The following is a 25,023-nucleotide window of genomic DNA, read 5'->3' as shown; positions in this document are numbered from 1 at the left end:
CGCTGGAAGCGCGGTGTGGTTTCGACGGTCGGTGACGTCGCGGCCCACAACGTCGTGCTGGGCCAGATCCGCGGCGAGGCGGTGTACATCTTCGACCTCGAAGAGGTCGCCACGGTGATCGCGCTGCACCGCAAGGTGGGTACAAATGTCGTGGTCGACCTGCGACTCAAAGGGCTCAAAGAGCCTCGGGAAAGCGACATTTGGCTGTTGGGCGCGATCGGGCCGCGGATGGTGTACTCCACCAACCTGGACGCGGCCCGGCGGGCCTGCGACCGGCGGATGGTCACCTTTGCGCACACCGCACCCGACTGCGCGGAGATCATGTGGAACGAGCAGAACTGGACACTGGTCGCCATGCCGGTCTCCAGCACTCGCGCCCAGTGGGACGAGGGCCTGCGCACCGTACGCCAGTTCAACGACCTGCTGCGCGTGTTGCCGCCGCTGCCCCAGGAGACCCCTCAGGAGACGGAAGCGCCGGCGGCACTTCGCAACGCAGCACCGGGCCGTCCTTTGGCGCCGGCCGGTCGCGTGGAGTTGCCACCCAGGCGCGCAGCGCAGGATGTGGCCGGGCTGCTGGGCTCGGATGTTCAGGCGGGTCGGCGCACCGCGGAGCCGGTGCACCGGGACCAGACTCGCGCTGAGGGCGGTTTCGAGGGTCGCACGGATGCCGTCCGCCGTCCGCCGCCCACGGGGCGCAACGGCCATCAGGCCGATAACTACCAGCGCTGACAGCGCGCCGGGTGGGGCCGGGAGGTTAGGGCCCGGTCACTAAACTGTCGCTCATGCCTCGCCCTGTAGCCCTGATCACGGGGCCTACGTCCGGGATCGGCGCCGGCTACGCGCGACGCTACGCGAGTGACGGCTACGACCTGGTGCTGGTCGCCCGCGATGTCGACCGGTTGAGAAAACTGGCGGCCGAACTTCAGGGCCAGGCGGGCGGCGTCGAGGTTTTGGCCGCCGACCTGGCCGATTCCGCCGATCGCGACAAGGTCGCCGAGCGCCTCGCGGCAGGGGTGCGCGTGCTGGTGAACAACGCCGGCTTCGGCACGTCCGGCGACTTCTGGACGACGGAGCCCGCGCTGTTGCAGGCGCAACTCGACGTCAACGTGACCGCGGTCATGCACCTCACCCGCGCCGCGCTGCCGGCGATGCTCGACGCCGGCGCCGGAACCGTCATCAACGTCGCCAGCGTCGCCGGGCTGGTGCCGGGACGCGGGTCGACCTATTCCGCGTCCAAGGCCTGGGTGATCTCGTTCAGCGAGGGCCTGGCCGTCGGCCTGCAGGGCACCGGCGTCGGTGTGCACGCCGTGTGCCCGGGCTACGTGCACACCGAATTTCACGCCCGGGCCGGGATCGACATGGCCAAGTTGCCGTCGTTCATGTGGCTCGAGGTCGACGACGTGGTGACCCAAAGCCTGGACGATATCGCCCGCGGCAACGTAATCAGCGTTCCGGGGCTGCAATACAAGGCGATTGTCACCGCCGGGCGAATGATTCCGCGGAACCTGATGCGCGCCATAACCAAACGAGTTGGTGGCGGCCGTGGCCGAACCTGAGTGGTCCCCGCGTGAGGAGTTGGCGGACCTGGTGCGACGCCTATCGGTGGTGCACGGCCGGGTCACGCTGTCGTCGGGCAAACAGGCCGACTACTACGTCGACCTGCGCCGCGCCACCCTGCACCACCGGGCCTCCGCATTGATCGGCACGCTGATGCGCGAACTCACCGGTGACTGGGACTACTCGGTCGTCGGTGGACTGACCCTGGGCGCCGATCCGGTCGCGACGGCCATCATGCACGCGTCCGGGCGTCCCATCGACGCATTCGTCGTGCGCAAGTCGGCGAAAACCCATGGCCTGCAACGTCTTATCGAGGGATCCGAGGTCGCCGGTAGGCGGGCGCTGGTGGTGGAGGACACCAGTACCACCGGTGCGTCGGCGCTGACGGCGGTGCACGCCGTGCAGGACGCGGGCGGTCGAGTGGTCGGCGTGGCCACCGTTGTGGACCGCGCTACCGGCGCCGCCGAGGCCATCCGGGCCGAGGGACTGTTGTACCGCAGCGTGCTGGGCCTTGCCGATCTGGGGCTGGGCTAGGTTGCATTGCCCGCCGACGGGAGCACCGTGCGCACTCTCCTTGCCATAGCGGTCTGTTTCGCGGTCTGTGTAGTGGGCTGCTCGGGCTCAAATCATCCCGCGCGCCCCTACGGCGCCCAGGGTGCGCGGCTCGGCGAATCGCTGGCGCTGCTGGGCTGGAACATGGCGGTGTCGAATCTGCGCTGGGACGGCGACTATGTGCTGATCGACGTCGACGCGTCTCCAAAGGATCCGCACGCTACGCACGCCAAACCCGAGGACATTCGCTTCGGCCTGTACGGCGCGCTGGCGCACCCGATAGAGTCCGCCGGCCTGGGCAGCTGCGACAGCGCGACCGCGACTGTGCACGATATTCCCTCGCCGCTGTCGGCGCCTCCCGACCGGCTCACCGGCACCATTTGCCTTGGGCCACTGAAGGATCGAAGTCAGGTCCGTGGGGTGTACGGCTACTCGCCGCGCGATCGGATCGCGGATACCTCGGCGGCCTACCCGGTGGCTTTTCCGGTGGGCCTGATGCCGACGAATGCGAACGACACCGGCCTGGTGGTCAAGACCACCAGCCTGTCGGCCTGGCGCGCCGACGGCAACCCGGTGACCAAGGCGCAGCTCGGCGACCCCGCCGCGTTCACCGGCGACGGCTACATGCTGCTGGGGCTTCAAGCCGATGCGATCGCCGCCCGGTATCGCGACGACTCCGCGACCCGCGGCGGCCCGATGATGCTGCTCGCCTCGCCGACGCTGCCCGGCCGGGGATTGAACCCGGCCTGCGCGGCGTACGGTTCGTCGGTGCTCATCCTGCCCGACGCGTCGTTGGACTCGGTGCGCGTCAACGCTTCGTTGTGCACCCAGGGCGAAATCAACGACGCGCTGCTCTACGCGACGGTGGCGATAGACGGCACCCACGCCGGTGTGTGGACGCAGCGATGAACGAAACCGGGCCTACCGAATGGGGGATACCGACCGGCGGTGTCGGGCCCTGGATGGGGGACCTTCCCGATGACCCGCGGTATGACCCAGTCCTGTTGCGCGACGGCGACACTCGCAATGTCGTCGACTCCTACCGGTACTGGACCCGGGATGCGATCATCGCTGATATAGATCGGCGCCGTCACCCGTTGCATGTGGCGATTGAGAACTTCGGCCACGACGCCAACATCGGCTCGGTGGTGCGCACCGCCAACGCTTTTGCGGTGGACACCGTGCACATCGTCGGGCGTCGGCGCTGGAATCGGCGCGGCGCCATGGTGACCGACCGTTATCAGCGGCTCTGCCATCACGACAGCACCGCCGAGCTGCTGGAGTTCGCGGCGGGTGCCGGTTTGACCGTGGTCGCGGTGGACAACCTCCCGGGTGCGGAGCGCCTGGAGCAGACCGCACTGCCGCGTAAGTGTCTGCTGGTGTTCGGTCAGGAGGGACCCGGCATCACCGACGACACCCGCGCGGGCGCGGCGCTTACGGTGTCGATCGCCCAGTTCGGCTCGACGCGCAGTATCAACGCCGGGGTTGCCGCCGGGATCGCGATGCACGCCTGGATCAGGCAACACGCAGACATGACCCGCGCCTGGTAAAACCAGGTCGTCGGCGCGGTTGCCGGCCCCTTGCCAGACGACTCGTCGTTAGGCTCCGGTAGTACCCGGTGAACCGAGGGAACCGGGGGAACCGCCGGGTCCTGCGGCCCCGGGGGTCCCGCCGGTCCCGGCGGTGGCATTGGACACAGGAGATGTGTAGGCGTTGCCGCCGTTGCCGCCGTTGACGCCGCTGGCGTTTTGTGCCGAGCTGTTGCCGCTGTTGCCGCCGTCGCCGGCGATGGCGCTTCCGGTTCCTATGGTGGACGCCCCACCGCCGGCGCCGCCGGTCCCGCCGTTGGTGCCGTCGGCGCCGTCCCCGCCCTTGCCGCCGGTGGCGGTGCCAGAGTCGCTCGTCGCGGCGCCGCCGGCGCCGCCGGCCCCGCCGACGCCGGTGGTGCCGCCGCTAGTGCCGTCCGCGCCGGCGTGGCCGATGGCGTTTCCCGGTCCGTCGTTGGTCGCATAACCGCCGGCGCCGCCGGCCCCGCCGCCCATAGAACCGGTGCCACCGGCCCCGGGGGTGCCGCCGATAGCGTCTTCGGTTCCGAAGTTGACCGCACCACCGCCGCTGCCGCCGGCACCGCCGGTGCCGGCGGTGGCGGCGCCGCCGGTTCCGCCGGTTCCGCCGACGGCGGTAACCGTACCGGTGCTGCTATAGGTTGCCGCGACGCCGCCGCTGCCGCCGGCCCCGCCGGTGCCGGTGGTGCCGGTGCCGCCATTGCCGCCGTTGCCGGGGGTGATGTTTCCGGTTCCGAAGGTAAGCGCCTCACCTCCCGTGCCGCCGTAGCCGCCGGAGGTGCCGTTCCCGCCGGTTCCGCCCTTGCCGCCGGTGGCGGTACCCGTAGAGGCGCTGTCATTGATTGTCGCGCCGCCGCCGCCGCCGCCGGTCCCGCCGGCGCCGCTAGTTGCGGCGCCACCGCCGCCGCCGGCGCCACCGGTGGCGTTTCCGGTTCCGTCGGTGAGCGCAGAACCGCCGGCGCCGCCGGCGCCGCCGTTGCCGCCGCCGCCGTTGGCGCCCGCCTGCCCGAACATGGCCGAGCCGTTGCCGCCGGCCCCGCCCATACCGCCGGTGCCGCCGTCACCACCGTTGCCTCCGGTCACGTTGGCCGCGACGGTTGCGCCGGTGCCGTCGTTGGTGACGCCCAGGCCGTCGCCACCCCTCCCGCCCGCGCCACCCACGCCGCCGGCGCCGCCATTGCCGTACAACAGCCCGCCGTTGCCGCCGTTGCCGCCGTTGCCGCCGTTGCCGCCGCCGCCGCCGTTGCCGCCGTTGCCGGCGTTGGTGCCGGCGGCGCCCGCGGCGCCCGCGGTGCCGGCCCCGCCGGCCCCGCCGTTGCCGCCGTGGCCCCACAGTCCGGCGTTACCGCCGTTGCCGCCGGTCTGCCCGGGCGCCCCGGCCGCCCCGTTGCCGCCGTTGCCGATAAGCCACCCGCCGTTGCCGCCGTTCCCCCCCGGCGTCGTCGCGTTGGCGCCGCTGCCGAACAGCGGGCGCCCCGTGATGTCCTTCACGGGCGAAAAGAGCGTTGGGTTCTGCAGGTACTGCTCCAGCGTCTGCAACGGCGAGACGTTGGCCGCCTCGGCGGCCACATACGAACTGCCCGCGCTGTTCAAGGCCTGCACAAACTGGGCATGAAACGCCGCCGCCTGCGCATTCAGCGCCTGATACGCCTGACCGTGGCCAGAAAACAGGGAAGCAATCGCCGCCGACACCTCATCACCGGCGGCGGCCACCACCGCGGTGGTCGGGGCCGCGGCCGCCACGTGGGCGGCGCTCAGCGACGAGCCAATACTCGCGACATCCGCTGCTGCCGCCGCCAACATGCCCGGTGCTGCGATCAGATACGACAACGCTGCCTCCCACCCCCCCACGATCGAACCAACGGAGATACGAAGACGGCCACCAGTATCACCATCCCGCGATCAAAATTTCCGCGGTTTCGTTAATCTACGCCGCCATCCCCGTCGGCCGTCACCCGGTGCTGGTGGCTAGCTCCACAGCGTGACGTGTACCTTCGGGCGGAACCTCGTCACCCCGACCCCGGTTCCGCGGATCATCGCCTGGATGCACCTCGGGGTGGTGATGAAGCGGACCAGCTCGGACACGGCGGGCTGGCGGGCCGAGGGCGCCAGCGTCGCCGCGCACCACTCGCCCGACCTGTCCAGCCCGGGACCGATCAAGTGAGCCAACCGCCCGGCGGCGAGGTCCTTGGCGACCGCGAAACCGATCGTCAGCGTGACACCTCCGACCCGCTGAACCTCCTCGAGCGCGGCAGCGTCGCTCTGGAAGATCCGCTGTTGTGACTCCGGAATTGCCAAGCCGCGCAACATGGTTGCGATCTCGCCGTCCACGCTGCCCGCCGACGGCCCGAGCATCCACGGTTGGTGGCGCAACAGCGCGGGCGTCGGAACGCCCACGGCCAGTGGGCTGTTCGGCGCCACGACGGTGATGATCTGATACTTCAGAAAGGGCCGCACGAAGAGCGAGTCGTCGGAACCGATCGAACTTTCACTGGCCGGGCCGATCGCGATGTCGACGGCGCGCGAGCGGATCAGGTCGCGGAATCGGCTCGTCGGATGCACGCTCAACTCGACCGACAGGTCGTCTGCCCGCGACGAGAAGAGCTCGATCAGCCCCGGGGCGGCGTGTTCGGCGAAGGCGGACGACGCGGCGATCCGCAGCAACCGGCGCCCGTGGGCCGCCTCGGTGACCTCGATAGCGGTTTGCTGTTGCAGCCCCAGGATCTCGACCGCGCGGCTGGCCAACCGGAGTCCGCCGGGTGTAAACGCCAGTCCGGCCCCGGTTCTGGTGAATAGCGGGTCGTCGAGCTCCTTGCGCAGCGCCGCGACGTGCATCGAAACTCCGGCATCCGAAACGCCCAGTTCCGCGGCGGCCGCTCGCACCGAACCCAGGCGCACCACCGCCGAATAGGCCCGAAGTTGAGCCGGAGTCATGAATGTGAGCCTACGTTGGGACCTGTGCGCGATGTGCTTGCCGAGTTGATGTCGATCTGGCGTGCCGGTGACACCGCCGGGCTCGGGACGGTGGTGCGAACGTTCCGGTCGGCGCCAAGGCCGCCGGGAGCCTCGATGGTTGTCGCGCCTGACGGTTCGGTGAGCGGGTCGGTGTCGGGTGGTTGCGTCGAGGGCGCGGTGTACGAAGTAGCCACCGAGGTGGCACAAACCGGGACACCCCGGCTGGAACGGTATGGGGTCAGCGACGGCGACGCGTTCGCGGTCGGGCTGACGTGCGGCGGCGTCATCGATGTGTTCGTCGAGTCGATGTCGCAGGCGACGTTTCCCGAACTCGGCGCGATCGCCGACGACATTGGCGAGAACCGCCCGGTGGCGGTCGCGACCGTCATCGCCCACCCGGACGCGCGGCGGGTCGGCCGCAGATTGGTGGTCCGGGCGGACCCGGGCACGCCCGTGGCGGGATCGCTGGGTTCGGCGCGTGCCGATGCTGCGGTCGCCGACGATGCGCGTGGCCTGCTCGCGGTGGGCCGCAGCGAGGTCCTCGAGTACGGACCCGACGGGCAGCGACTGGGCGAAGGCATGGAGGTCTTCGTGTCCAGCTGCGCGCCGCGTCCGCGGATGTTGATATTCGGAGCCATCGACTTCGCCGCCGCCCTGGCGCAGCAGGGATCGTTCCTCGGCTACCGGGTCACCGTCTGCGACGCCCGCGCGTTGTTCGCCACGCCGGTGCGCTTTCCGACGGCCGAGCACGTCGTCGTCGACTGGCCCCACCGCTATCTGGCCGCCCAGGCGGAGGCGGGCGCCGTCGACGACAACACGGTGATCTGCGTGCTCACCCACGATCCGAAGTTCGACGTCCCGGTGCTCGAAGTGGCGCTGCGCCTGCCCCACGTCGGTTATGTGGGGGCGATGGGATCGCGCCGCACCCACGACGACCGGGTGAACCGGCTGCGGGCGGTGGGCCTGACCGACGCCGAGCTGAGCCGGTTGTGCAGCCCCATCGGACTGGACCTCGGCGCCCGCACCCCGGAGGAGACCGCGGTCTCGATCGCCGCCGACATCATCGCCAAGCGCTGGGGTGGCGGGGGTCGACCGCTGGCCCAGACCGCCGGGCGAATCCACCACGACCTGCAGGACCCGCAGGTAGAGGATGAGTTAAAGGATCGCTTAACTCGATATTGACGCCCATGTCGAGCCGCCCGACACTTAGGGTCCATTCCCAAGTGAGGTGCGTCACATGCAGGTACCGGGGCCCTTCGAATACGAACGTGCAACCAGCGTCGACCACGCCGTCGGGCTGCTGGATCGGTTGGGGGAGGGGGCGCGGGTGGTCGCCGGCGGGCACAGCCTGCTGCCGATGATGAAGCTGCGCATCGCCAACCCGGAGTACCTCGTCGACATCAACGACCTGGCGCCCGAGCTCGGCTACGTGATCACCAATCCGACCCTGGTTCGCGTCGGTGCCATGACGCGTCACCGCGAGATACTGGAGTCCGACACCCTGGCCGCCGCGTGCCCGATCTTCCGCGACGCCGAGCGGGTGATCGCCGATCCCGTGGTCCGCAATCGCGGCACCCTCGGCGGTTCGCTCTGCCAGGCGGATCCGGCCGAGGACCTGGTGACGGTGTGCAGCGTGCTGGATGCGGTGTGCCTGGCCCGGGGACCTTCCGGTGAACGCGAAATACCGATCGACGATTTCCTCGCGGGGCCCTACGAGACGACGTTGGCGCACAACGAGATCCTGATCGAGGCCCGGATTCCCGTGCGGCACAACACGTCGAGCGCGTACGCGAAAGTGGAGCGCCGGGTCGGCGACTGGGCGGTCACGGCGGCGGGAGCGGCGATCACACTCGATGGTGCCGCAATAGCCGCCGCCCGCGTGGGCCTGACGGCGGTGAACCCGGATCCGGCCGCACTGGCCGAGCTCTCGGCGCTGCTGGTCGGCCAGCCGGCCACCGACGAGGTCTTCGCCGAGGCGGGTCGCCGTGCCGCGGCGGCCTGCGATCCGGTGACCGATGTCCGGGGCACCGCCGAGTACAAGCGGCACCTGGCCGCCGAACTGACCATCCGCACGTTGCGTACGGCCGCGCAGCGGGTGCGGAATATGCCACAGCCGGAAGGGAATTAACCATGCAGGTGAATATGACCGTCAACGGCGAACAGGTAGCCGCCGACGTCGAACCCCGGATGCTGCTGGTGCATTTTCTGCGGGATCAGCTGCGGCTCACCGGAACTCACTGGGGCTGCGACACCAGCAACTGCGGAACGTGTGTGGTCGACGTGGACGGCGTGCCGGTGAAGTCCTGCACGATGCTCGCCGTGATGGCATCGGGTCACAGCGTTCGGACCGTAGAAGGACTGGCCGTTGATGGCCAGCTCGATCCGGTGCAGGAAGGGTTCATGCGCTGCCACGGGCTGCAATGCGGCTTTTGCACGCCGGGCATGATGATCACCGCCCGCGCCCTACTGGACCGTAACCCCAATCCCGACGAGGAGACCATCCGGGAGGCGATCTCCGGGCAGATCTGCCGGTGCACCGGATACACCACGATCGTCCGCTCGATCCAGTGGGCCGCGCAGCACTCGACTGTGGAGGCCGGGTCATGACCACCATCGAGTCTCGTCCGCCCTCGCCCGAAGATTTGGCCGACAACGACCAAAAGCCGTGCGGCCACGGCCGGATGATGCGCAAGGAAGACCCGCGATTCATCCGCGGCCGCGGCACCTACGTCGACGACGTCGCCCTGCCCGGCATGCTGCATCTGGCGATCTTGCGCTCGCCCTATGCGCACGCCCGCATCGCCAGCATCGATGTGACCGCGGCACTTGCGCATCCGAAGGTCAAAGCGGTGGTGACGGGCGCGGACCTGGCCGAGAAGGGGCTGGCCTGGATGCCGACGCTGTCCAACGACGTGCAGGCCGTGCTGGCCACCGACAAGGTGCGCTTCCAGGGGCAGGAGGTAGCGTTCGTCGTTGCCGAGGACCGGTATTCGGCCCGGGACGCGCTGGAGCTGATCGACGTCGACTACGACCCGCTGGACCCCGTCGTGGATGTCCGCACCGCGCTGGATCCCGCCACGCCGGTGATACGCACCGATCTCGAAGGCAAGACCGACAACCACATCTTCGACTGGGAGACCGGTGACGCGGCCGCCACCGAGGCGGCGTTCGCCAAGGCCGACGTCGTCGTCAAGCAGGAGATCATCTACCCCCGGGTGCACCCCGCGCCGATGGAAACCTGTGGCGCGGTGGCCGATCTGGACCCGGTCACCGGCAAGCTGACTCTTTGGACCACCTCGCAGGCCCCGCACGCCCACCGCACCCTTTACGCGTTGGTCGCCGGCCTGCCCGAACACAAGATCCGGGTGATCTCACCCGACATCGGCGGCGGCTTCGGCAACAAGGTGCCGATCTACCCCGGTTATGTGTGCGCGATCGTCGGATCACTGGTGCTGGGCAAGCCGGTCAAATGGATGGAGGACCGCAGCGAGAACCTGACGTCCACCAGCTTCGCGCGCGACTACATCATGGTCGGCGAGATCGCCGCCACCGGCGACGGCAAGATCCTGGCGATCCGGTCAAATGTGCTGGCCGATCACGGCGCGTTCAACGGCCAGGCTGCGCCGACGAAATACCCGGCCGGGTTCTTCGGGGTGTTCACCGGCAGCTACGACCTCGAAGCCGCCTACTGCCACATGACCGCGGTGTACACCAACAAGGCGCCCGGCGGGGTGGCCTACGCGTGCTCGTTCCGGATCACCGAGGCGGTGTACTTCGTCGAGCGGCTGGTGGACTGCCTGGCCTTCCAGCTGAAAATGGATCCGGCCGAACTGCGGCTGCGAAACCTGTTGCGGCCGGACCAGTTCCCGTACACGAGCAAAACCGGGTGGGTGTACGACTCGGGTGACTACGAGGCGACCATGCGCAAGGCCATGGACATGATCGGCTATGAGGCGTTACGCGAGGAACAGAGGCGCAGAAGGCAACAAGGCGAGCTGATGGGCATCGGCATGTCGTTCTTCACCGAGGCCGTCGGCGCCGGCCCCCGCAAGGACATGGACATCCTCGGCCTCGGCATGGCCGACGGGTGTGAGTTGCGGGTGCATCCGACGGGCAAAGCCGTTGTGCGACTTTCGGTCCAGACCCAGGGCCAGGGCCACGAGACGACGTTCGCGCAGATCGTCGCCGAGGAGCTGGGCATCCCGCCCGACGACATCGAAGTGGTGCACGGCGACACCGATCAGACACCGTTCGGGCTGGGCACCTACGGCAGCCGGTCGACCCCGGTCTCGGGTGGGGCGGCGGCGCTGGTCGCCCGCAAGGTCCGCGACAAGGCGAAGATCATCGCGTCGGGCATGCTCGAGGTTTCGGTCGCCGACTTGGAGTGGGAGAAGGGCTCATTCCACGTCAAGGGTGACCCGTCGGCGTCGGTGACCATTCAGGACATTGCCATGCGCGCGCACGGGGCCGGCGATCTGCCCGACGGCATCGAGGGCGGCCTGGACGCCGAGGTCTGCTACAACCCCGAGAACCTGACCTATCCCTACGGCGCGTATTTCTGTGTGGTGGACGTCGATCCGGGCACCGCGGTGGTCAAGGTGCGGCGCTTCCTGGCCGTCGACGACTGCGGCACCCGCATCAACCCGATGATCATCGAGGGCCAGGTGCACGGCGGCATCGTCGACGGCATCGGGATGGCGTTGATGGAGATGATCGCCTTTGACGAGGAGGGCAACTGCCTGGGCGGGTCGCTGATGGACTACCTGATCCCGACGGCGGTGGAGGTGCCGCATCTGGAGACCGGGCATACCGTCACGCCGTCGCCGCATCACCCGATCGGCGCCAAGGGCATCGGCGAATCGGCCACCGTGGGATCGCCCCCGGCCGTGGTGAACGCGGTGGTGGATGCGTTGGCGCCGTTCGGGGTTCGACACGCCGACATGCCGTTGACACCGTCCCGGGTCTGGGAGGCCATGCAGGGCCGAGCCAGACCGCCGATTTAGCCATGATGACTATCAGTGAGCGAGCTCAGCAGCTCTTGGCGGCACGGACGCCGTTTGTGCACGCGACCGTGGTGCGTGCCCAGCCACCCACGTCGTCCTACCCGGGTGACGAGGCAATCTTGTTGGCGGATGGGACGATCGAAGGTTTCGTCGGGGGCCAGTGCGCGCAGAACTCCGTCCGCAAGGCGGCGATGGGCGCGCTGCAGGCCGGCGAAAGCGTGTTGCTGCGGGTGCTTCCCGACGGCGACACCCACTTTCCGGAGGCGCCCGGCGCCTGCGTGGTCGTCAACCCGTGCTTGTCCGGCGGTTCGCTGGAGATCTTCTTGACGCCCCAATTGCCGGCCCCGTTGATCCAGATCTACGGAGCCACACCCATCGGCGAGGCCCTGGCCCAACTGTGCGAGGTACTGGGTTACGACGTTCGGCGCGACGCCGACCTGGGCGACGCCACTGCCTTGCCGACTGCCCTCGTGATCGCCAGCCACGGCGGGCCTGAGGCCGAGATCATCCGCACTGCGCTGGCCAACGGCGTGGGGTATATCGGGCTGGTGGCCAGCAAGGTTCGCGGCGCCGCGATCTTGAACGAACTCGAACTCTCCGAGGCCGAGCGGGCCCGCATACACACCCCGGTCGGGTTGCCCATCGGCGCTAAAACCCCGGCGGAGATCGCGGTCTCGATCACGGCCGAACTAATCGCCGGCATCCGCGGCGGCAGCCTGACCCATGCCGTCATACCGCAAGACGTTCCGCGGGAGGCGGTCGATCCGGTGTGCGGCATGACGGTGACGGTCGGGCCCGCCACCGAGCACCTGCGGCTGGCCGACACGGACTACTGGTTCTGCGGCCCGGGATGCCGCACGGCGTTCGCGAACCGGCCCGTCGGCGCATGAATGCGCCGCGGGTCACCGGTGTCGTGCTCGCGGCCGGCAACTCGCGCAGGCTGGGCACGCCCAAACAGCTTCTGCCATATCGCGATACGACTCTGCTCGGAGCGACCCTGGACGTCGCCCGCAGCGCCGGGTTCGACCAGCTGATCGTCACTCTGGGTGGTGGCGTCGCCCAGGCGGTGCGCGATGCCGTGCCGCTGGACGGGGCCGACGTGGTGACTTTGGACGCCTTAAGGGACGACTCGGGGGCCGACGGGTGTTCGGCATCGCTGCGCGCCGCACTGGGCCGGGTGGACCCGCGGGCAGCCGGCATCGTGTTGATGCTCGGCGATCAGCCGCAAGTGAATCCCGCGACCGTGCGGCGAATGATCGGCCCGGGGCCGGTTGGCAGCATCACGGTGTGCCGCTACGCCGATGGCATCGGGCATCCGTTCTGGTTGAGCCGCAGCTTATTCAGTGAACTCGCCCAACTGCACGGCGACAAGGGGGTCTGGAAGCTGGTGGGATCCGGCCGGCATCCCGTGCGCGAACTCGAGGTTGGCGGACCGGTTCCGCCCGACGTGGACACCTGGGACGACTACCGGCGGCTACTGGAAACGGTGCCCTCATGACATTCACCAATCCGGATGACGTGATCAGCCGGTTCGACGCGCACGACTACCTGCTCGACACCGGGACCGCCTCGGCGATCTATCTCGCGGCCACATTGGGTAGACCGCTGCTGCTGGAAGGCGAGCCGGGCGTCGGCAAGACCACAGCGGCGAAAACCCTTGCAGTCGTGCTGGATACTACGCTGGTCCGGCTGCAGTGCTACGAGGGCTTGACCGCTAACGAGGCGCTCTACGACTGGAACTACCAGCGTCAGCTGCTGTCCATCCGGCTGGCCGAGGCGCAGGGGGCGGACATCGAAGAGGCCGATCTCTATACCGAGAAATATCTGGTGGATCGGCCGATCCTGCAGTGCGTGCGGCACCGCGGCCCGACACCGCCGGTGCTGCTCGTCGACGAAATCGACAGGGCCGACGACGAATTCGAGGCGTTGCTGCTGGAGTTCCTCGGTGAGTCCTCGGTCACGGTTCCCGAACTGGGCACCTTTGTGGCCGAGCGTCCGCCGATCGCGGTGCTCACTTCCAACCGCAGCCGCGACCTGCACGATGCGCTGCGCCGCCGCTGCCTTTACCACTGGATCGACTACCCGGAGCCGGCCCGGGCCGCCGCGATTGTCCGCCGGACGGTGCCGGGCGCGACGGCGCCGCTGATCGAGCACGCCACCCAATTCGTCGGCCGCATCCGCGATCTCGACCTGGACAAGCCGCCCGGTGTGGCAGAGACGATCGACTGGGTCGCCGCCCTGGTGTCGCTCGGCGTTGCTGACCTTGTCTCGGAAGAAACCCTTGCGTCCGCACTGCCCAGCCTGGGGGCGCTGGCCAAGACGCCCGACGACCGTACTCTGATTCGCGACGCGTACAAAACGTTTACTGAGTACAGCCGCACCTGAGAGGACCTACAGCATGAAGATCGCCAACCAGTTCACCGTCAGCGCGCCCATCGAGCGGGCCTGGGACGTGCTGTGCGACCTGGAGCAGGTGATCCCGCTGATGCCGGGGGCGCAGCTGACCGGCCGCGAGGGCGACGACTACCTCGGCAAGGTCAAGGTCAAGGTCGGGCCGGTGACCAGTGAGTTCAGCGGCAAGGTGCGCTTCGTCGAGCAGGACCGCAGCCAGCATCGCGCGGTCATCGACGCCAAGGGGAAGGAGTCGCGCGGCACCGGCAACGCGGCCGCGACGGTCACCGCCCAGCTGCAGGAGGACGGGGAACGCACCGGCGTCACCGTCGACACCGACCTGAAGATCGTCGGCAAGCTCGCTCAGTTCGGCAGCAGCATGCTGCAGCAGGTGTCGGAGAAGTTGCTGGGCCAGTTCGTGGAATCGCTGGAAGCCGAACTCGCCGCACAGAACGCAGAGAGCCCGGCAAGTCCCGAGGGCCCCGCCGAGACCGCGCGCGTCCCGGAACCACGCCAGGCCCCGGCGGCCGAGCCCGAGCCCATCGATCTGCTGGAACTCGCGGGTGGCGACCAGCTCAAGAAGTATGGTGCGGTGGCGCTTGCGGTGCTCGCGGTGCTGGTGCTGATCTGGGTGCTGCGCCGGCGAGGGTAGCGGCTCGTGAGTACCCCATTGTTGTTGCGGGGCGTCGATTTAGCGGCGTTCGCGGCTGCCCTGGTGGCGCGCCTGCGCGGCGTTGGGGTACTGGTGTCCGCCGATGGCCAGGCCACTTTCGTACAGGCGCTCCGGCAGCTGGTCCCAGACACCACGTCGGCGCTGTATTGGGCGGCCCGGCTGACGCTGGTGAACCGGATGGAGGATCTCGGCGCGTTCGACGCCGTCTTCGCGGCGGTGTTCGGGGCGTTTGGCAGCGCCGGGCCCGATGGCGCAAAAGGCCCCGAGCCGGTACTGCCCCTTCCGGGACCCAAAACACCCGCGGCCGGCACGGTGCACCGAGCCGGCAGCCGATCGACCGCCGCCCAAACGCTGCCCTGGGTCACCCGGGCCGGCACGGTTCACGACGACCCCACGGACTCGAGTGTCCTATTGCTGGATGTCCTGCCCAGCCGCATAGCCGCACTGGCCGACGAACCGTTTGACCGCTTCGATCCCGAGGACTTGCGTCTGCTCGGCTCCTGGCTGGAGGCGACCGTGGCGCGCTGGCCCCGGCGCCGCACCCTCCGGTTCGAGCCCAGCGCCGGCGGCAAAAGGATCGACCTGCGGGCCACGATGAACGCATCGCGTCGGACCGGCTGGGAATCGGTGGTCCTCGCGCGAACCCGGCCCCGTCGCCGGCCCCGCCGGGTCGTCCTGGCCTGCGACGTGAGCCGCTCGATGCAGCCGTACGCCGCGATCTATCTGCATTTGATGCGTGCGGCGATGTTGCGCCAGGCGGGGATCCGCCCCGAAGTATTCGCGTTTTCGACCTCGCTGACCCGGCTCACTTCGGTGCTGTCCCACCGCTCGGCAGAGGTGGCGCTACAGCGGGCCAACGCAAAGGTCACCGACCGATACGGCGGCACGTTCATCGGTCGCAGCGTCGCCGCTCTGCTGGCCCCGCCGCATGGCAACGCGCTGCGCGGCGCGGTGGTCATCATCGCCTCCGATGGCTGGGACAGCGATCCCCCCGACGTGCTGGAGCACGCGATGGCCAGGCTGCGTCGCCGCGCCGCATTGTTGGTCTGGCTCAATCCCCGTGCGGCGCACAGCGGATTTGAGCCGCTGGCCGGTTCAATGGCCGCGGCCCTGCCCTATTGCGATCTGTTCCTGCCGGCGCATTCGCTGACCGGACTGCGCGAATTGCTGCTGGCTTTAACGAGTACGGGACCTAGTCGGACATCGCGGCGATGAGCTGCTCGGCGGTCAGGGGTAGTGTTCGCACCCGGACGCCGAGCGCGTCGTAAACCGCGTTGGCGATCGCCGCCGCCGTCGGGCCTTGCGCGCACTCGCCGATTCCCAGGGGCGGATTGCCTTTCGGCGCAACGAGTTCGACGTCGATTGCGGGCACCTCGGAGAACCGCAGGATGGGGTAGGTCTCCCAGGTGTCGCTGGTGACGTTCAATCGGTCGAAGCGCACCCGCTCCTTGAGCGTCCAACTGGTGGCCTGTACCGCACCGCCCTCGATCTGATTGGCAGCGCCGTCGGGGTTGATCACCAGCCCCGCATCCACCGCGATGGCCAGCCGTCGCACCCGCACCTCGTCGATCGCCTCGACTTCGGCCACGACCGCGCAGTAGGCGGCCGAGTTCTTGTATCGCGCATACCCGATGCCCCGGCCGGCGCAGCCGGCCGGGTCGCGCGCTGCAAATTCCGTCCAGCCGGCCATTGACGCCGCGGTCTGCAGCACCGTCCGCCCGCGGGCGTCCGACAAGTGGGCCAGCCGGAACTCGACCGGATCGCGGCCCGCAGCCGACGCGAGCTCATCCATGAACGACTCGGCCGCGAAAACATTGATGAAGGCGCCCAGCGCACGTAGCGCCGAAGTGCGCAGCGGCATCTCGGTCAACAGGTGGTTGGTCACCCGGTAGGCCGGAAAGTCATAGCCGGGTAGGGCGTTACGTCCGGTGCCGCCTCCCCATTCGACCGGCGGCTCGCCGCCGGCACGGATCGGCTCGCCACCGGCGCGGTCGCTGGCCGCCAGGAACGCGGTCGTCGGCGTTGTCCCTGGGCGGCCCATGTAGCTGCCGCTCCATATCTCGTGGCGCCAGCCCAGCACGCCGCCGTCGTCGTCGCAGTCGGCGGCGATCTCGACGACGGCCGCGGGGCCGAAGGGCGCCCATGCCAGCTCGTCGGCGCGCGACCAGACCACGTGTACGGGCCGCCCTGGCACCGCCTGTGCCAGCAACGCGGCGTCCATGGCGGCATCGTCGGCGCCGTTGTGTCCGTAGCATCCGGCCCCCTCGACATGCCGCACCACCACCCGATCGGCCGCCAGGCCGAGCGCGGCGGCCAATTCGCGCCGCAGCACGTGCACGCCTTGGCTGTGCGACCAGACCTCGAGGCTGCCGCCCGCGTGCGCGACCGCCGCCGCGGCCGACGGACCGATCGAGGCATGCGCCAGATACGGTCGGTGGTAGCGGGCCGAGTGTGACCGCGTGGACTCGGTGGTCGTCACGGCCTCTTTGGACGCGAGCACCGAGGTGTCGGCTCGGGCCGACACGAGATATCCGGGGAGGTCGTTCTCGTCGGGCAGGGTCGGCCGCTGGTCCCAGCCGGCGTCGCGGCGTAGCCGTTCGGCGGCGCGCACTGCGACCTCTTCTCGTTCGGCCACGACTGCGAGGAACTCACCGTCGCGCACGACGGTGATCACGCCCGGCAGCGCAAGTGTCGGGCCGGTATCGAGATCGCGCAGTGTCGCGCCGCGCGAGGGCGGCCGAACCACCCTCGCGTACACCTGCCCGTCGAGCGCGAGGTCGTGCAGGTAGCGCGGCCGCCCGGTCAGTTTGTCGGGCAGATCCAGCCGGGCCATGTCGGTGCCGACGACCGCGTAGTCCGACTCCGGCTTGGGTTCCGCCTCTCCGGTCGCCGCCCGATCCAGCAGCGAGTCGTCGGCGAGTTCCCAATAGCTGGTGGCTGATCCGTTCGGACCGTTGAATTCGCCGTCGGAAATCTCCAACTCGTCGGGCGCCGCGGCCAGTTTGTCCGCCGCGACGTCAAGGTAGACCGCCCGTGCTTCGGCGCACACCTGGCGCAGCGCCGCGCCCGAGCTCTGGATCGACCGGCTGCCAGCGGTAAAGCCTTCGTCGGGGCTGAGATCGGTTGCGGCGGGGATCATTTGCACGCGTGCGATGTCTATGTCGAGCTCCTCGGCGGCGATCTGTGCCAGCGCCGTCAACACGCCCTGGCCCAGCTCCACCTTGCCCGAGCGCACCTGAACGACGCCGTCCGATTTGATCCGAAGCCAGTCGCCCAGAACCGGATTCGCCGCCAGCGATTCCGGCAAATCACGAGCGGCCATCTGTGGATCCCATCTCGGCCGCAGCGCTCAACACCGCCCGAACCACACGATTGTGTGAGCCGCAGCGACATAGGTTGGGGTCCAGGGCGGTGCGGACCTCGGCTTCCGTCGGGTCGGGGTTGGCGGCCAGCAGCGCCGCCGCCGCCACCACGATGCCGGACATGCAATACCCGCATTGCGCCGCCTGTCCGGCGATCAGGGCGCGTGCCACCGGGTGCAGCTCCCGGTCGACGCCCAGGCCTTCGACGGTGCGAATCGACTTGTCGGCCACCGACCACAGCGGAGTGTCGCAGGAGTAGACAGGGCGGCCGTCGACAAGCACGAAACACGCGCCGCACAAGCCCACTCCACAGCCGAACCGGGTGCCCTTCAGGCCGAGGTGGTTGCGCAACACGTAGAGCAGCGGTGTGTCGTCCTCGGCGTCAACCTCGTGGCGCTGCTCATTCACGGTCACGGCGGTCAGGTTTTTGGCCCCTCGCATGGATCCCATGGACTCCAGCATCCTCCGCCGCCGCGCTAAGGCAGGATCGACAGGTATGGATCAGCTCTGGGCAAACCGGGCAGCCAGCTCCGAAGCCGCTGTAGCGCAACGACACCTGAAACGGCTCTGGGCGCTGCCCGGAACCCAGCTGGGAGTGGTGGCCTGGCCTGCGGCGCGGCGGGACCGGTTGTTCGGCACGTGGCACTACTGGTGGCAGGCGCATCTGCTGGATTGCCTGGTCGACGCGCAGCTGCGCGATCCGCAGCCGGAGAGGCGCACCGAAATCAACCGCCAAGTGCGCGCACACCGGCTGCGCAACAACTTCTCGTGGACCAACAGCTATTACGACGACATGGCGTGGCTGGCGCTGGCGCTGGAACGTGCGGCCCGGATAGCCGGCGTCGAGCGCCGGCGCGCACTGCCGAAGCTCTCCGACCAGTTCGTCAAGGCATGGGTGCCCGAGGACGGTGGCGGCATCCCGTGGCGCAAGCAGGACCAGTTCTTCAACGCTCCGGCCAACGGCCCGGCGGGCATCTTCCTCACCCGGTATGGAGACCGGCTGAAAAGGGCCGAGCAGATGGCCGACTGGATTGACCGCACATTGATCGATCCGGAGACGCACCTGGTGTTCGACGGCATCAAGGCCGGCTCGCTGGTCCGCGCGCAGTACACCTACTGCCAGGGTGTGGTGCTGGGCCTGGAAACGGAGCTTGCCGCGCGCACCGGCGCGGAGGCCAGGGCCCGGCACGCGGCACGGGTGCACCGCCTGGTCGCGGCGGTCAGCGGGCACATGGCGCCGTCGGGTGTGCTGCGGGGCTCCGGCGGAGGGGACGGCGGGCTGTTCGCCGGCATCACCGCCCGATACCTCGCGCTGGTCGCCACCACGCTGCCGGGCGACTCCGCCGACGATGCCGTGGCCCGCGACACCGCCCGCGGCATGGTGCTGGCCAGCGCGAAATCGGCGTGGGACTACCGACAGACGGTCGACGGGCTGCCGCTGTTCGGAGCGTTTTGGGACCGCGAGGCGGGGCTGCCCACGGCGAGCGGTCAAGAAGCCGAGTTCGTCGGGGGAGCGGTAGACGGCTCCGAGGTCGCCGAGCGGGATCTGTCGGTACAGCTTTCGGGCTGGATGCTGATGGAGGCCGCCTGTAACGTCACCGCCGTGACAACAGGCGGCGCTACAAATGAGTGAGGCAATGAGCGAACCCGGCGGCTGGGTCCCCGACGAGGCAACGCTGGCAGAAGCCAACCTCATCCGCTTTCTGGCCTGGCTGGCCGAGACCGGACGCGGCCAGTATCGCGACTACCACGAACTGTGGGCGAAGTCGGTGGATGACATCGAATGGTTTTGGGACGCCGTCTGGAATTACTTCGACATCCAGGCCGACAGCCCGCCCCGCGCGGTGTTGGGCAACCGTTCCATGCCGGGCGCCGAGTGGTTTCCCGGCGCCACGCTGAACTACGCCACCGAGGTGTTCCGGCACGCTACTGACGAGCGCCCCGCGCTGATCGTCGTCGGCGAAGACGGCTCGAGCGAGTGGTCGTGGGCGCGGCTGCGGCGCGAGACCGCGGCGTTCGCCGCTTACCTCCGGGGCCTCGGAGTGAAACCCGGGGATTCCGTCGTGGGGTACCTGCCCAACGTCGCCGAGGCCGCGCTTGCCGCCCTGGCCGCGGCCGCCGTGGGCGCGATCTGGGCGGTGTGCAACCAGGACGTGGCCGTCGACGGTGTGATAGCGAGGTTGGGCCAGGTGGAGCCGACCGTGCTGGTGGCCAGTGACGGCTCGGTTTACGACGGCAAGCGCATCGATCGCCGCGCCGAGCTGGCCGCCATCCGGCGTGCGATGCCCACGTTGCGGGCCACGGTGGTGGTGCCGCGGCTCGGACTAGATCTGGAGGGCGACTCCGAGTCGGTGCCGTGGGCCACGGCGGTGCAGGCGGATGCCGCCCTGGACATTTCACCGGTCCCGTTCGCGCACCCGCTGTGGGTGATGTTCTCGTCCGGAACCACCGGGAAGCCGAAGGGCATCGTGCACGGTCACGGCGGTGTCGTGCTGGAGCACCTGAAGTACTTGAGTCTGCAGCTGGACGTGCACCCCGGCGACCGCTTCCTGTGGTACTCGTCCACCAGCTGGATGATGTGGAACCTGCTGTTGTCCGGTCTCATGGTCGATTCCACCATCGTGCTCTACGACGGCAGCCCAACGCATTTGACCACCGATGGCCTGTGGCGAGTCGCCGCCGAAGCCGGCGTCACGGTGCTCGGCGCCGGGGCGGGCTACCTGTTGGCCTGTGCCAAAAAGGGGCTGAAGCCGGGTGCGTCCTACCCGCTGGAGGCGCTGCGGGCGGTGGGTTCCACCGGTTCACCGCTGCCGGCGCCCGGATTCCGCTGGGTGCAAGAGGGGCTGGGCCGGTCGGTTCCGGTGGTTTCGCTGAGTGGCGGCACCGACGTCTGCACGGCCTTCATCGGCGGTTGTCCGATTTTGCCGGTGGTGGCCGGCGAGCTGTCGTGCATCTGCCTGGGCGCGGCCATCGAAGCCTGGTCCGGTCCGCGAAACCCGGTCATCGGGGAGGAGGGCGAACTGGTGCTGACGAAGCCGATGCCCTCGATGCCGGTGTTCTTCTGGAACGACGACGACGGCAGCCGCTACCGCGCCGCCTACTTCGACAAGTACCCGGGTGTGTGGTGGCACGGAGACTGGATCACCATCACCGACCGGGGATCCGTTGTGGTGCATGGCCGTTCGGACGCCACCTTGAACCGGCTGGGTGTCCGGATGGGCAGCGCGGAAATCTACACCGCCGTGGAGCGCATGCCCGAGGTGCGCGACTGCCTGGTGGTCGGTGTCGAGCAGGACGACGGCGGCTACTGGATGCCGCTGTTCGTGGCGTTAGAAGACGGTGTCGAACTCGACGACGAGCTGCGGTCGCGGATCATCGCGGAGATCCGTCAACACGCCTCGCCGCGGCATGTGCCCGACGACATTCTGACGGTGCCGGGCATACCACGGACGCTGACCGGCAAACGGCTGGAGATCCCGATCAAGCGGATCCTGCTGGGGGCGGCGCCGGGCGAGGCCGTGCAGCAGAGCTCGATCGACAGGCCGGAACTGTTAGACGCTTTCGTTACGTACCGGAGGAGTCGGGTGCCCTGAGTCGGGCTCTCGGTCAGCCGCGCGGCGGCGTCCCCGATACGCGCGCCAAGCCGCGATCATCGCCGGCAACAGCGACACGAACAGGATGGCCAGGATGATCTTTTCCAGGTTCTGGTGGACGAACGGCACGGTGCCCAGGAAGTAGCCCGCCAGCGTCGCGCCGCCGCCCCACGCGATGCCGCCGACGATGTCGAAGCCGAGGAACACCGGATAGCGCATGTACGACACCCCGGCGATCACCGGGACGAACGTCCGCACGAAGGGCGCGAACCGGGCCAGGATGATCGCCCAGGGTCCGTATTTCTCGAAGAAGGCGTGCGACTCGGTCACGTAGTGCTTTTTGAAGAACCGGGAATCTTCCTTCTTGAACAGCGCCGGTCCGATCCGGCGGCCGATGAAATACGCGGTTTGATCGCCCAGCACCGCGACCACGGCGACGGCGGGCGCCAGGACCCAGATGCTTGCCGGCGGTTGCGGGTGGGCGGCCAGCAGCCCACCGGTGAACAACAGCGATTCGCCGGGCAGCAGCGGGAACAGCAGCCCCGTCTCGATGAAGACGATGATCAAAATCCCGGGCAGCACCGCGGACCCGAAGACGCCGTCGGCGCCCAACCAGTACATCGGGTCGAGGATGTCCGGCAAGGCCGTCACCACGGTGCTCATGACGTCACAACATACCGGCGACAAGCACCGGCCCGGAAAAGCCTCGCAAAACCCGGAGTAACCCCGCTGACGGTGGCCGAAAACTTCTCTCGGACTCGCGGGGCGACCCAAATGCGGAGTTGCGATACTGGGTGGACCGAGTCGTCAGGAGGAGCCAATGCCCATCGCAACGCCCGAGGTCTACGCCGAGATGCTGGGCCGCGCGAAGGAGAACTCGTACGCCTTCCCGGCCATCAACTGCACCTCATCCGAGACGGTCAACGCCGCGATCAAAGGCTTCGCCGACGCCGGCAGCGACGGCATCATCCAGTTCTCCACCGGGGGTGCGGAGTTCGCTTCCGGCCTCGGGGTGAAGGACATGGTGTCCGGCGCCGTGGCGCTGGCCAAGTTCACCCGCAGCATCGCGGCCAAATACCCGATCAATGTCGCGTTGCACACCGACCACTGCCCCAAGGACAAACTGGACAGCTACGTGCGGCCGCTGCTGGCGATCTCGGCCAAGCGGGTAGCGGCCGGCAAGGACCCGCTGTTCGGATCGCACATGTGGGACGGCTCGGCGGTGCCGCTCGATGAGAACCTGGTCATCGCGCAGGAACTGCTCAAGGAGGCCGCGGCCGCCAAGATCATCCTCGAGATCGAGATAGGCGTGGTGGGCGGCGAAGAGGACGGTGTCGCCAACGAGATCAACGACAAGCTCTACACCACGCCGGACGACTTCGAGAAAACCATCGACGCGCTGGGGCACGGCGAGCACGGCAAGTACCTGCTGGCCGCGACCTTCGGCAACGTGCACGGCGTGTACAAGCCGGGCAACGTCAAGCTGCGTCCCGACATCTTGGCCCAGGGGCAGAAGGTGGCGGCGGCCAAGCTGGGGCTGTCCTCCGATGCCAAGCCGTTTGACTTCGTGTTCCACGGCGGTTCGGGTTCGTTGAAGTCGGAGATCGAGGAGGCGCTGCGCTACGGCGTGGTGAAGATGAACGTCGACACCGACACCCAGTACGCGTTCACCCGCCCGATCGCCGGTCATATGTTCACCAACTACGACGGCGTGCTCAAGGTCGACGGCGAAGTCGGCGTCAAGAAGGCCTACGACCCGCGCAGCTACCTCAAGATGGCCGAAGCTTCGATGACCGAGCGAGTCGTGGAGGCCTGCAACGACCTGCACTGCGCGGGTAAATCGCTTAGCTCCTAATGGGATTCGATCAGCGTGTCCTTGACGGGGATCTTGGTTGTTGAGCGGGAGGCTGATCACCGAGCCGCCGGCCGGTGAGCACCCTTGGCTCCTGGAGCGATTGCCGATTCCTAGGGCTAGATCGTGCCCCGGCTGGTTGGTGAGGTCATCTGTAGCGCTCATGGGATGTCGTGCCGGTTGAGCACTGATCCATTAGGTCGCCGCCGGGTGTCCTCGGGCTCGAACAGGATTCATCCATATTGATCCGAGGAGGCCAAACGAATGCTGTTCGTCGGAGACGACTGGGCAGAAGACCATCACGACGTGTATCTGATGAACGACACCGGTGTCAGGCTGGCGTCGCGGCGGCTACCCGAAGGCTTGGCCGGGATCGGGCGGTTGCACGAGCTGATCGCCGAGCATGCCGAGGACCCCGCCCAGGTGGTGATCGGGATCGAAACTGACCGGGGCCTGTGGGTGGATGCCTTGACCGGGGCCGGGTATCAGGTGTTCGCGATCAACCCGCTGGCGGCGGCCCGCTACCGCGACCGCCACCATGTCTCGGGAGCCAAGTCCGACGCTTCTGACGCCAAGTTGCTAGCCGATCTGGTGCGCACTGACCGCCACAACCACCGCCGGATCGCTGGCGACAGCGGTCAGGCCGAGGCGGTCAAGGTGCTGGCCCGGGCCCACCAGAATCTGATCTGGGCACGCACCCGCCACACCAACGGGCTGCGCTCGGCGCTGCGCGAGTACTACCCCGGCGCGCTGGAGGCATTCGAGGATCTGGCCGACCGTGACGCGCTGGCCATCCTGGGTCGCGCCCCGACCCCCGCCGATGCCGGTCGGCTCAGCCTGGCGAAGATCCGGGCTGCACTCAAAGCCGCTGGGCGCCAGCGCAACCTCGACACCCGGGCGCTACACATCCAGGCCACACTGCGGACCCCGCAGCTCGCCGCGCCCGAGGCGGTCACCACTGCGTTCGGGGCCAGTACCCGCGCCACGGTCGGGATCATCGCCGAACTCAACCGTCAGATCGGCGAGCTCGAAGCAGAACTCGCAACGCATTTTGAGGCACACCCGGACGCCGACATCTACCTCTCCGTGCCAGGACTTGGTGTCATACTCGGCGCCCGGGTGCTCGGTGAGTTCGGGGACGACCCGAACAGATACACCACCGCCAAGTGTCGCAAGAACTACGCCGGAACATCACCATTGACCGTGGCCTCGGGTAAGAAACGCGCCGTGCTCGCCCGCCACGTCCGCAACCGTCGCCTCTACGACGCCATCGACCAATGGGCCTTCTGCGCCCTCACGAGCAGCCCCGGTGCCCGCACTTTCTACGACCAACGCCGCACCGCCGGCGACCTCAACCACCAGGCCCTGCGCGCCCTCGGCAACCGACTCGTCGGCATCCTGCACGGCTGCCTACGTCACCGCACCCAATACGACGAACACAAAGCCTGGGCACACCGCCAACCCAACCCGACCGCCGACGCCGCTTGACTTGACAAGTTGCATCCCTGGGATGTCTAGCC

At 68.5% G+C, this 25,023-nt stretch carries 23 protein-coding genes; 18 read left to right on the top strand and 5 right to left on the bottom strand.

Annotation, left to right across the window (positions count from 1 at the left end; all coding sequences use genetic code 11):
- From ACLP4W_RS03960 to ACLP4W_RS03940, 5 genes are all read left to right on the top strand, one after another.
- The coding region (locus ACLP4W_RS03960) for a trehalose monomycolate transport factor TtfA (RefSeq protein WP_442384330.1) at window positions 1-729 on the top strand (729 nt) is incomplete at its 5' end.
- A 53-nt stretch (window positions 730-782) separates the two neighbouring features.
- Window positions 783-1,556 carry an SDR family NAD(P)-dependent oxidoreductase gene (locus tag ACLP4W_RS03955; RefSeq protein ID WP_442384328.1) on the top strand — a complete coding sequence of 258 codons (774 nt, stop codon included), beginning with the start codon at window positions 783-785 and terminating at the stop codon, window positions 1,554-1,556.
- Window positions 1,543-2,091 carry an orotate phosphoribosyltransferase gene (gene pyrE / locus ACLP4W_RS03950; RefSeq protein ID WP_442384326.1) on the top strand — a complete coding sequence of 183 codons (549 nt, stop codon included), beginning with the start codon at window positions 1,543-1,545 and terminating at the stop codon, window positions 2,089-2,091. Before ACLP4W_RS03955 ends, pyrE begins: the two co-directional genes overlap by 14 nt.
- Before the next feature lie 27 nt (window positions 2,092-2,118).
- The gene (locus tag ACLP4W_RS03945; protein WP_442384324.1) at window positions 2,119-3,018 is read left to right on the top strand and encodes a hypothetical protein; all 900 of its coding nucleotides are present in this window, start codon (window positions 2,119-2,121) and stop codon (window positions 3,016-3,018) included.
- Window positions 3,015-3,659 (top strand): TrmH family RNA methyltransferase, encoded by a 645-nt coding sequence (locus ACLP4W_RS03940; RefSeq protein WP_442384322.1) that lies wholly within the window; start codon window positions 3,015-3,017, stop codon window positions 3,657-3,659. The genes ACLP4W_RS03945 and ACLP4W_RS03940 overlap by 4 nt, the downstream gene beginning before the upstream one ends.
- A gap of 48 nt (window positions 3,660-3,707) precedes the next feature.
- Here the strand turns inward: ACLP4W_RS03940 and ACLP4W_RS03935 are convergent, their stop codons facing one another.
- The gene (locus ACLP4W_RS03935) at window positions 3,708-5,504 is read right to left on the bottom strand and encodes a PE family protein (RefSeq protein ID WP_442384320.1); all 1,797 of its coding nucleotides are present in this window, start codon (window positions 5,502-5,504) and stop codon (window positions 3,708-3,710) included.
- Window positions 5,505-5,642: 138 nt separating this feature from the next.
- On the bottom strand, window positions 5,643-6,608 hold the full coding sequence (locus tag ACLP4W_RS03930; protein WP_442384318.1) for a LysR family transcriptional regulator: 966 nt from the start codon (window positions 6,606-6,608) through the stop codon (window positions 5,643-5,645).
- Window positions 6,609-6,632: 24 nt separating this feature from the next.
- On the opposite strand from ACLP4W_RS03930, the gene ACLP4W_RS03925 reads away from it, so the two are divergent.
- Genes ACLP4W_RS03925 through ACLP4W_RS03885 form a run of 9 tightly spaced genes read left to right on the top strand, consistent with a single transcriptional unit; the run spans window position 6,633 to window position 15,911 of the window.
- Window positions 6,633-7,811 (top strand): XdhC family protein, encoded by a 1,179-nt coding sequence (locus ACLP4W_RS03925; protein WP_442384316.1) that lies wholly within the window; start codon window positions 6,633-6,635, stop codon window positions 7,809-7,811.
- A 55-nt stretch (window positions 7,812-7,866) separates the two neighbouring features.
- Window positions 7,867-8,757 carry an FAD binding domain-containing protein gene (locus ACLP4W_RS03920; RefSeq protein ID WP_442384314.1) on the top strand — a complete coding sequence of 297 codons (891 nt, stop codon included), beginning with the start codon at window positions 7,867-7,869 and terminating at the stop codon, window positions 8,755-8,757.
- A gap of 2 nt (window positions 8,758-8,759) precedes the next feature.
- Entirely contained in the window at window positions 8,760-9,236 is a 477-nt protein-coding gene (locus ACLP4W_RS03915) for a (2Fe-2S)-binding protein (RefSeq protein ID WP_442384312.1), read from the top strand.
- Complete coding sequence (locus ACLP4W_RS03910; RefSeq protein ID WP_442384310.1) at window positions 9,233-11,632, top strand: aerobic carbon-monoxide dehydrogenase large subunit; 2,400 nt, start codon at window positions 9,233-9,235, stop codon at window positions 11,630-11,632. The genes ACLP4W_RS03915 and ACLP4W_RS03910 overlap by 4 nt, the downstream gene beginning before the upstream one ends.
- A gap of 5 nt (window positions 11,633-11,637) precedes the next feature.
- Window positions 11,638-12,522, top strand: a complete 885-nt coding sequence (locus ACLP4W_RS03905; protein ID WP_442384308.1) for an XdhC family protein — start codon at window positions 11,638-11,640, stop codon at window positions 12,520-12,522.
- Window positions 12,519-13,130 (top strand): nucleotidyltransferase family protein, encoded by a 612-nt coding sequence (locus ACLP4W_RS03900; protein ID WP_442384306.1) that lies wholly within the window; start codon window positions 12,519-12,521, stop codon window positions 13,128-13,130. The genes ACLP4W_RS03905 and ACLP4W_RS03900 overlap by 4 nt, the downstream gene beginning before the upstream one ends.
- Window positions 13,127-14,017 (top strand): AAA family ATPase, encoded by an 891-nt coding sequence (locus ACLP4W_RS03895; protein WP_442384304.1) that lies wholly within the window; start codon window positions 13,127-13,129, stop codon window positions 14,015-14,017. Before ACLP4W_RS03900 ends, ACLP4W_RS03895 begins: the two co-directional genes overlap by 4 nt.
- A 13-nt stretch (window positions 14,018-14,030) precedes the next feature.
- Window positions 14,031-14,675: an SRPBCC family protein gene (locus ACLP4W_RS03890; RefSeq protein WP_442384302.1), complete on the top strand. Its 645-nt coding sequence runs from the start codon at window positions 14,031-14,033 to the stop codon at window positions 14,673-14,675.
- A 6-nt stretch (window positions 14,676-14,681) separates the two neighbouring features.
- Window positions 14,682-15,911 carry a vWA domain-containing protein gene (locus ACLP4W_RS03885; RefSeq protein WP_442384300.1) on the top strand — a complete coding sequence of 410 codons (1,230 nt, stop codon included), beginning with the start codon at window positions 14,682-14,684 and terminating at the stop codon, window positions 15,909-15,911.
- On the opposite strand, the gene ACLP4W_RS03880 is transcribed toward ACLP4W_RS03885, so the two are convergent.
- Window positions 15,889-18,018, bottom strand: coding sequence for a molybdopterin cofactor-binding domain-containing protein (locus ACLP4W_RS03880; RefSeq protein ID WP_442384298.1), 2,130 nt, complete (start codon window positions 18,016-18,018; stop codon window positions 15,889-15,891). The two genes, ACLP4W_RS03885 and ACLP4W_RS03880, sit on opposite strands and share 23 nt — an antisense overlap.
- Window positions 18,005-18,508, bottom strand: coding sequence for a (2Fe-2S)-binding protein (locus ACLP4W_RS03875; RefSeq protein WP_442384296.1), 504 nt, complete (start codon window positions 18,506-18,508; stop codon window positions 18,005-18,007). The genes ACLP4W_RS03880 and ACLP4W_RS03875 overlap by 14 nt, the downstream gene beginning before the upstream one ends.
- 46 nt (window positions 18,509-18,554) lie before the next feature.
- On the opposite strand from ACLP4W_RS03875, the gene ACLP4W_RS03870 reads away from it, so the two are divergent.
- Window positions 18,555-19,691: a glycoside hydrolase family 76 protein gene (locus ACLP4W_RS03870; protein WP_442384294.1), complete on the top strand. Its 1,137-nt coding sequence runs from the start codon at window positions 18,555-18,557 to the stop codon at window positions 19,689-19,691.
- Window positions 19,692-19,695: 4 nt separating this feature from the next.
- Window positions 19,696-21,651 carry an acetoacetate--CoA ligase gene (locus ACLP4W_RS03865; protein WP_442384292.1) on the top strand — a complete coding sequence of 652 codons (1,956 nt, stop codon included), beginning with the start codon at window positions 19,696-19,698 and terminating at the stop codon, window positions 21,649-21,651.
- On the opposite strand, the gene ACLP4W_RS03860 is transcribed toward ACLP4W_RS03865, so the two are convergent.
- A complete protein-coding gene (locus tag ACLP4W_RS03860) occupies window positions 21,610-22,314 on the bottom strand; it encodes a DedA family protein (protein WP_442384290.1) in 705 nt (234 codons plus the stop codon). The genes ACLP4W_RS03865 and ACLP4W_RS03860 overlap by 42 nt on opposite strands.
- A 157-nt stretch (window positions 22,315-22,471) precedes the next feature.
- Here ACLP4W_RS03860 and fbaA point away from each other — a divergent pair, with 157 nt between their 5' ends.
- Both fbaA and ACLP4W_RS03850 read left to right on the top strand, forming a co-directional pair.
- Window positions 22,472-23,506: a class II fructose-bisphosphate aldolase gene (fbaA, locus tag ACLP4W_RS03855; RefSeq protein ID WP_442384288.1), complete on the top strand. Its 1,035-nt coding sequence runs from the start codon at window positions 22,472-22,474 to the stop codon at window positions 23,504-23,506.
- A gap of 261 nt (window positions 23,507-23,767) precedes the next feature.
- Window positions 23,768-24,991: an IS110 family transposase gene (locus ACLP4W_RS03850; protein WP_442384286.1), complete on the top strand. Its 1,224-nt coding sequence runs from the start codon at window positions 23,768-23,770 to the stop codon at window positions 24,989-24,991.
- Window positions 24,992-25,023: the final 32 nt, after the last annotated feature.

Source organism: Mycobacterium sp., from assembly GCF_052145595.1.
Lineage (GTDB): Bacteria > Actinomycetota > Actinomycetes > Mycobacteriales > Mycobacteriaceae > Mycobacterium.
This window is presented reverse-complemented; position numbering and strand designations above follow the sequence as displayed.

Excerpts from the sequence above, each read along its gene's own strand:
- ACLP4W_RS03910 (WP_442384310.1), top strand. The coding sequence starts at position 9,233 with ATGACCACCATCGAGTCTCGTCCGCCCTCGCCCGAAGATTTGGCCGAC.
- ACLP4W_RS03890 (WP_442384302.1), top strand. The coding sequence starts at position 14,031 with ATGAAGATCGCCAACCAGTTCACCGTCAGCGCGCCCATCGAGCGGGCC.
- ACLP4W_RS03875 (WP_442384296.1), bottom strand. The coding sequence starts at position 18,508 with ATGGGATCCATGCGAGGGGCCAAAAACCTGACCGCCGTGACCGTGAAT.
- ACLP4W_RS03915 (WP_442384312.1), top strand. The coding sequence starts at position 8,760 with ATGCAGGTGAATATGACCGTCAACGGCGAACAGGTAGCCGCCGACGTC.
- ACLP4W_RS03865 (WP_442384292.1), top strand. The coding sequence starts at position 19,696 with ATGAGCGAACCCGGCGGCTGGGTCCCCGACGAGGCAACGCTGGCAGAA.
- ACLP4W_RS03940 (WP_442384322.1), top strand. The coding sequence starts at position 3,015 with ATGAACGAAACCGGGCCTACCGAATGGGGGATACCGACCGGCGGTGTC.
- ACLP4W_RS03895 (WP_442384304.1), top strand. The coding sequence starts at position 13,127 with ATGACATTCACCAATCCGGATGACGTGATCAGCCGGTTCGACGCGCAC.
- ACLP4W_RS03870 (WP_442384294.1), top strand. The coding sequence starts at position 18,555 with ATGGATCAGCTCTGGGCAAACCGGGCAGCCAGCTCCGAAGCCGCTGTA.
- ACLP4W_RS03850 (WP_442384286.1), top strand. The coding sequence starts at position 23,768 with ATGCTGTTCGTCGGAGACGACTGGGCAGAAGACCATCACGACGTGTAT.
- ACLP4W_RS03955 (WP_442384328.1), top strand. The coding sequence starts at position 783 with ATGCCTCGCCCTGTAGCCCTGATCACGGGGCCTACGTCCGGGATCGGC.
- ACLP4W_RS03920 (WP_442384314.1), top strand. The coding sequence starts at position 7,867 with ATGCAGGTACCGGGGCCCTTCGAATACGAACGTGCAACCAGCGTCGAC.
- ACLP4W_RS03905 (WP_442384308.1), top strand. The coding sequence starts at position 11,638 with ATGACTATCAGTGAGCGAGCTCAGCAGCTCTTGGCGGCACGGACGCCG.
- ACLP4W_RS03880 (WP_442384298.1), bottom strand. The coding sequence starts at position 18,018 with ATGGCCGCTCGTGATTTGCCGGAATCGCTGGCGGCGAATCCGGTTCTG.
- ACLP4W_RS03930 (WP_442384318.1), bottom strand. The coding sequence starts at position 6,608 with ATGACTCCGGCTCAACTTCGGGCCTATTCGGCGGTGGTGCGCCTGGGT.
- ACLP4W_RS03860 (WP_442384290.1), bottom strand. The coding sequence starts at position 22,314 with ATGAGCACCGTGGTGACGGCCTTGCCGGACATCCTCGACCCGATGTAC.
- ACLP4W_RS03900 (WP_442384306.1), top strand. The coding sequence starts at position 12,519 with ATGAATGCGCCGCGGGTCACCGGTGTCGTGCTCGCGGCCGGCAACTCG.
- fbaA (WP_442384288.1), top strand. The coding sequence starts at position 22,472 with ATGCCCATCGCAACGCCCGAGGTCTACGCCGAGATGCTGGGCCGCGCG.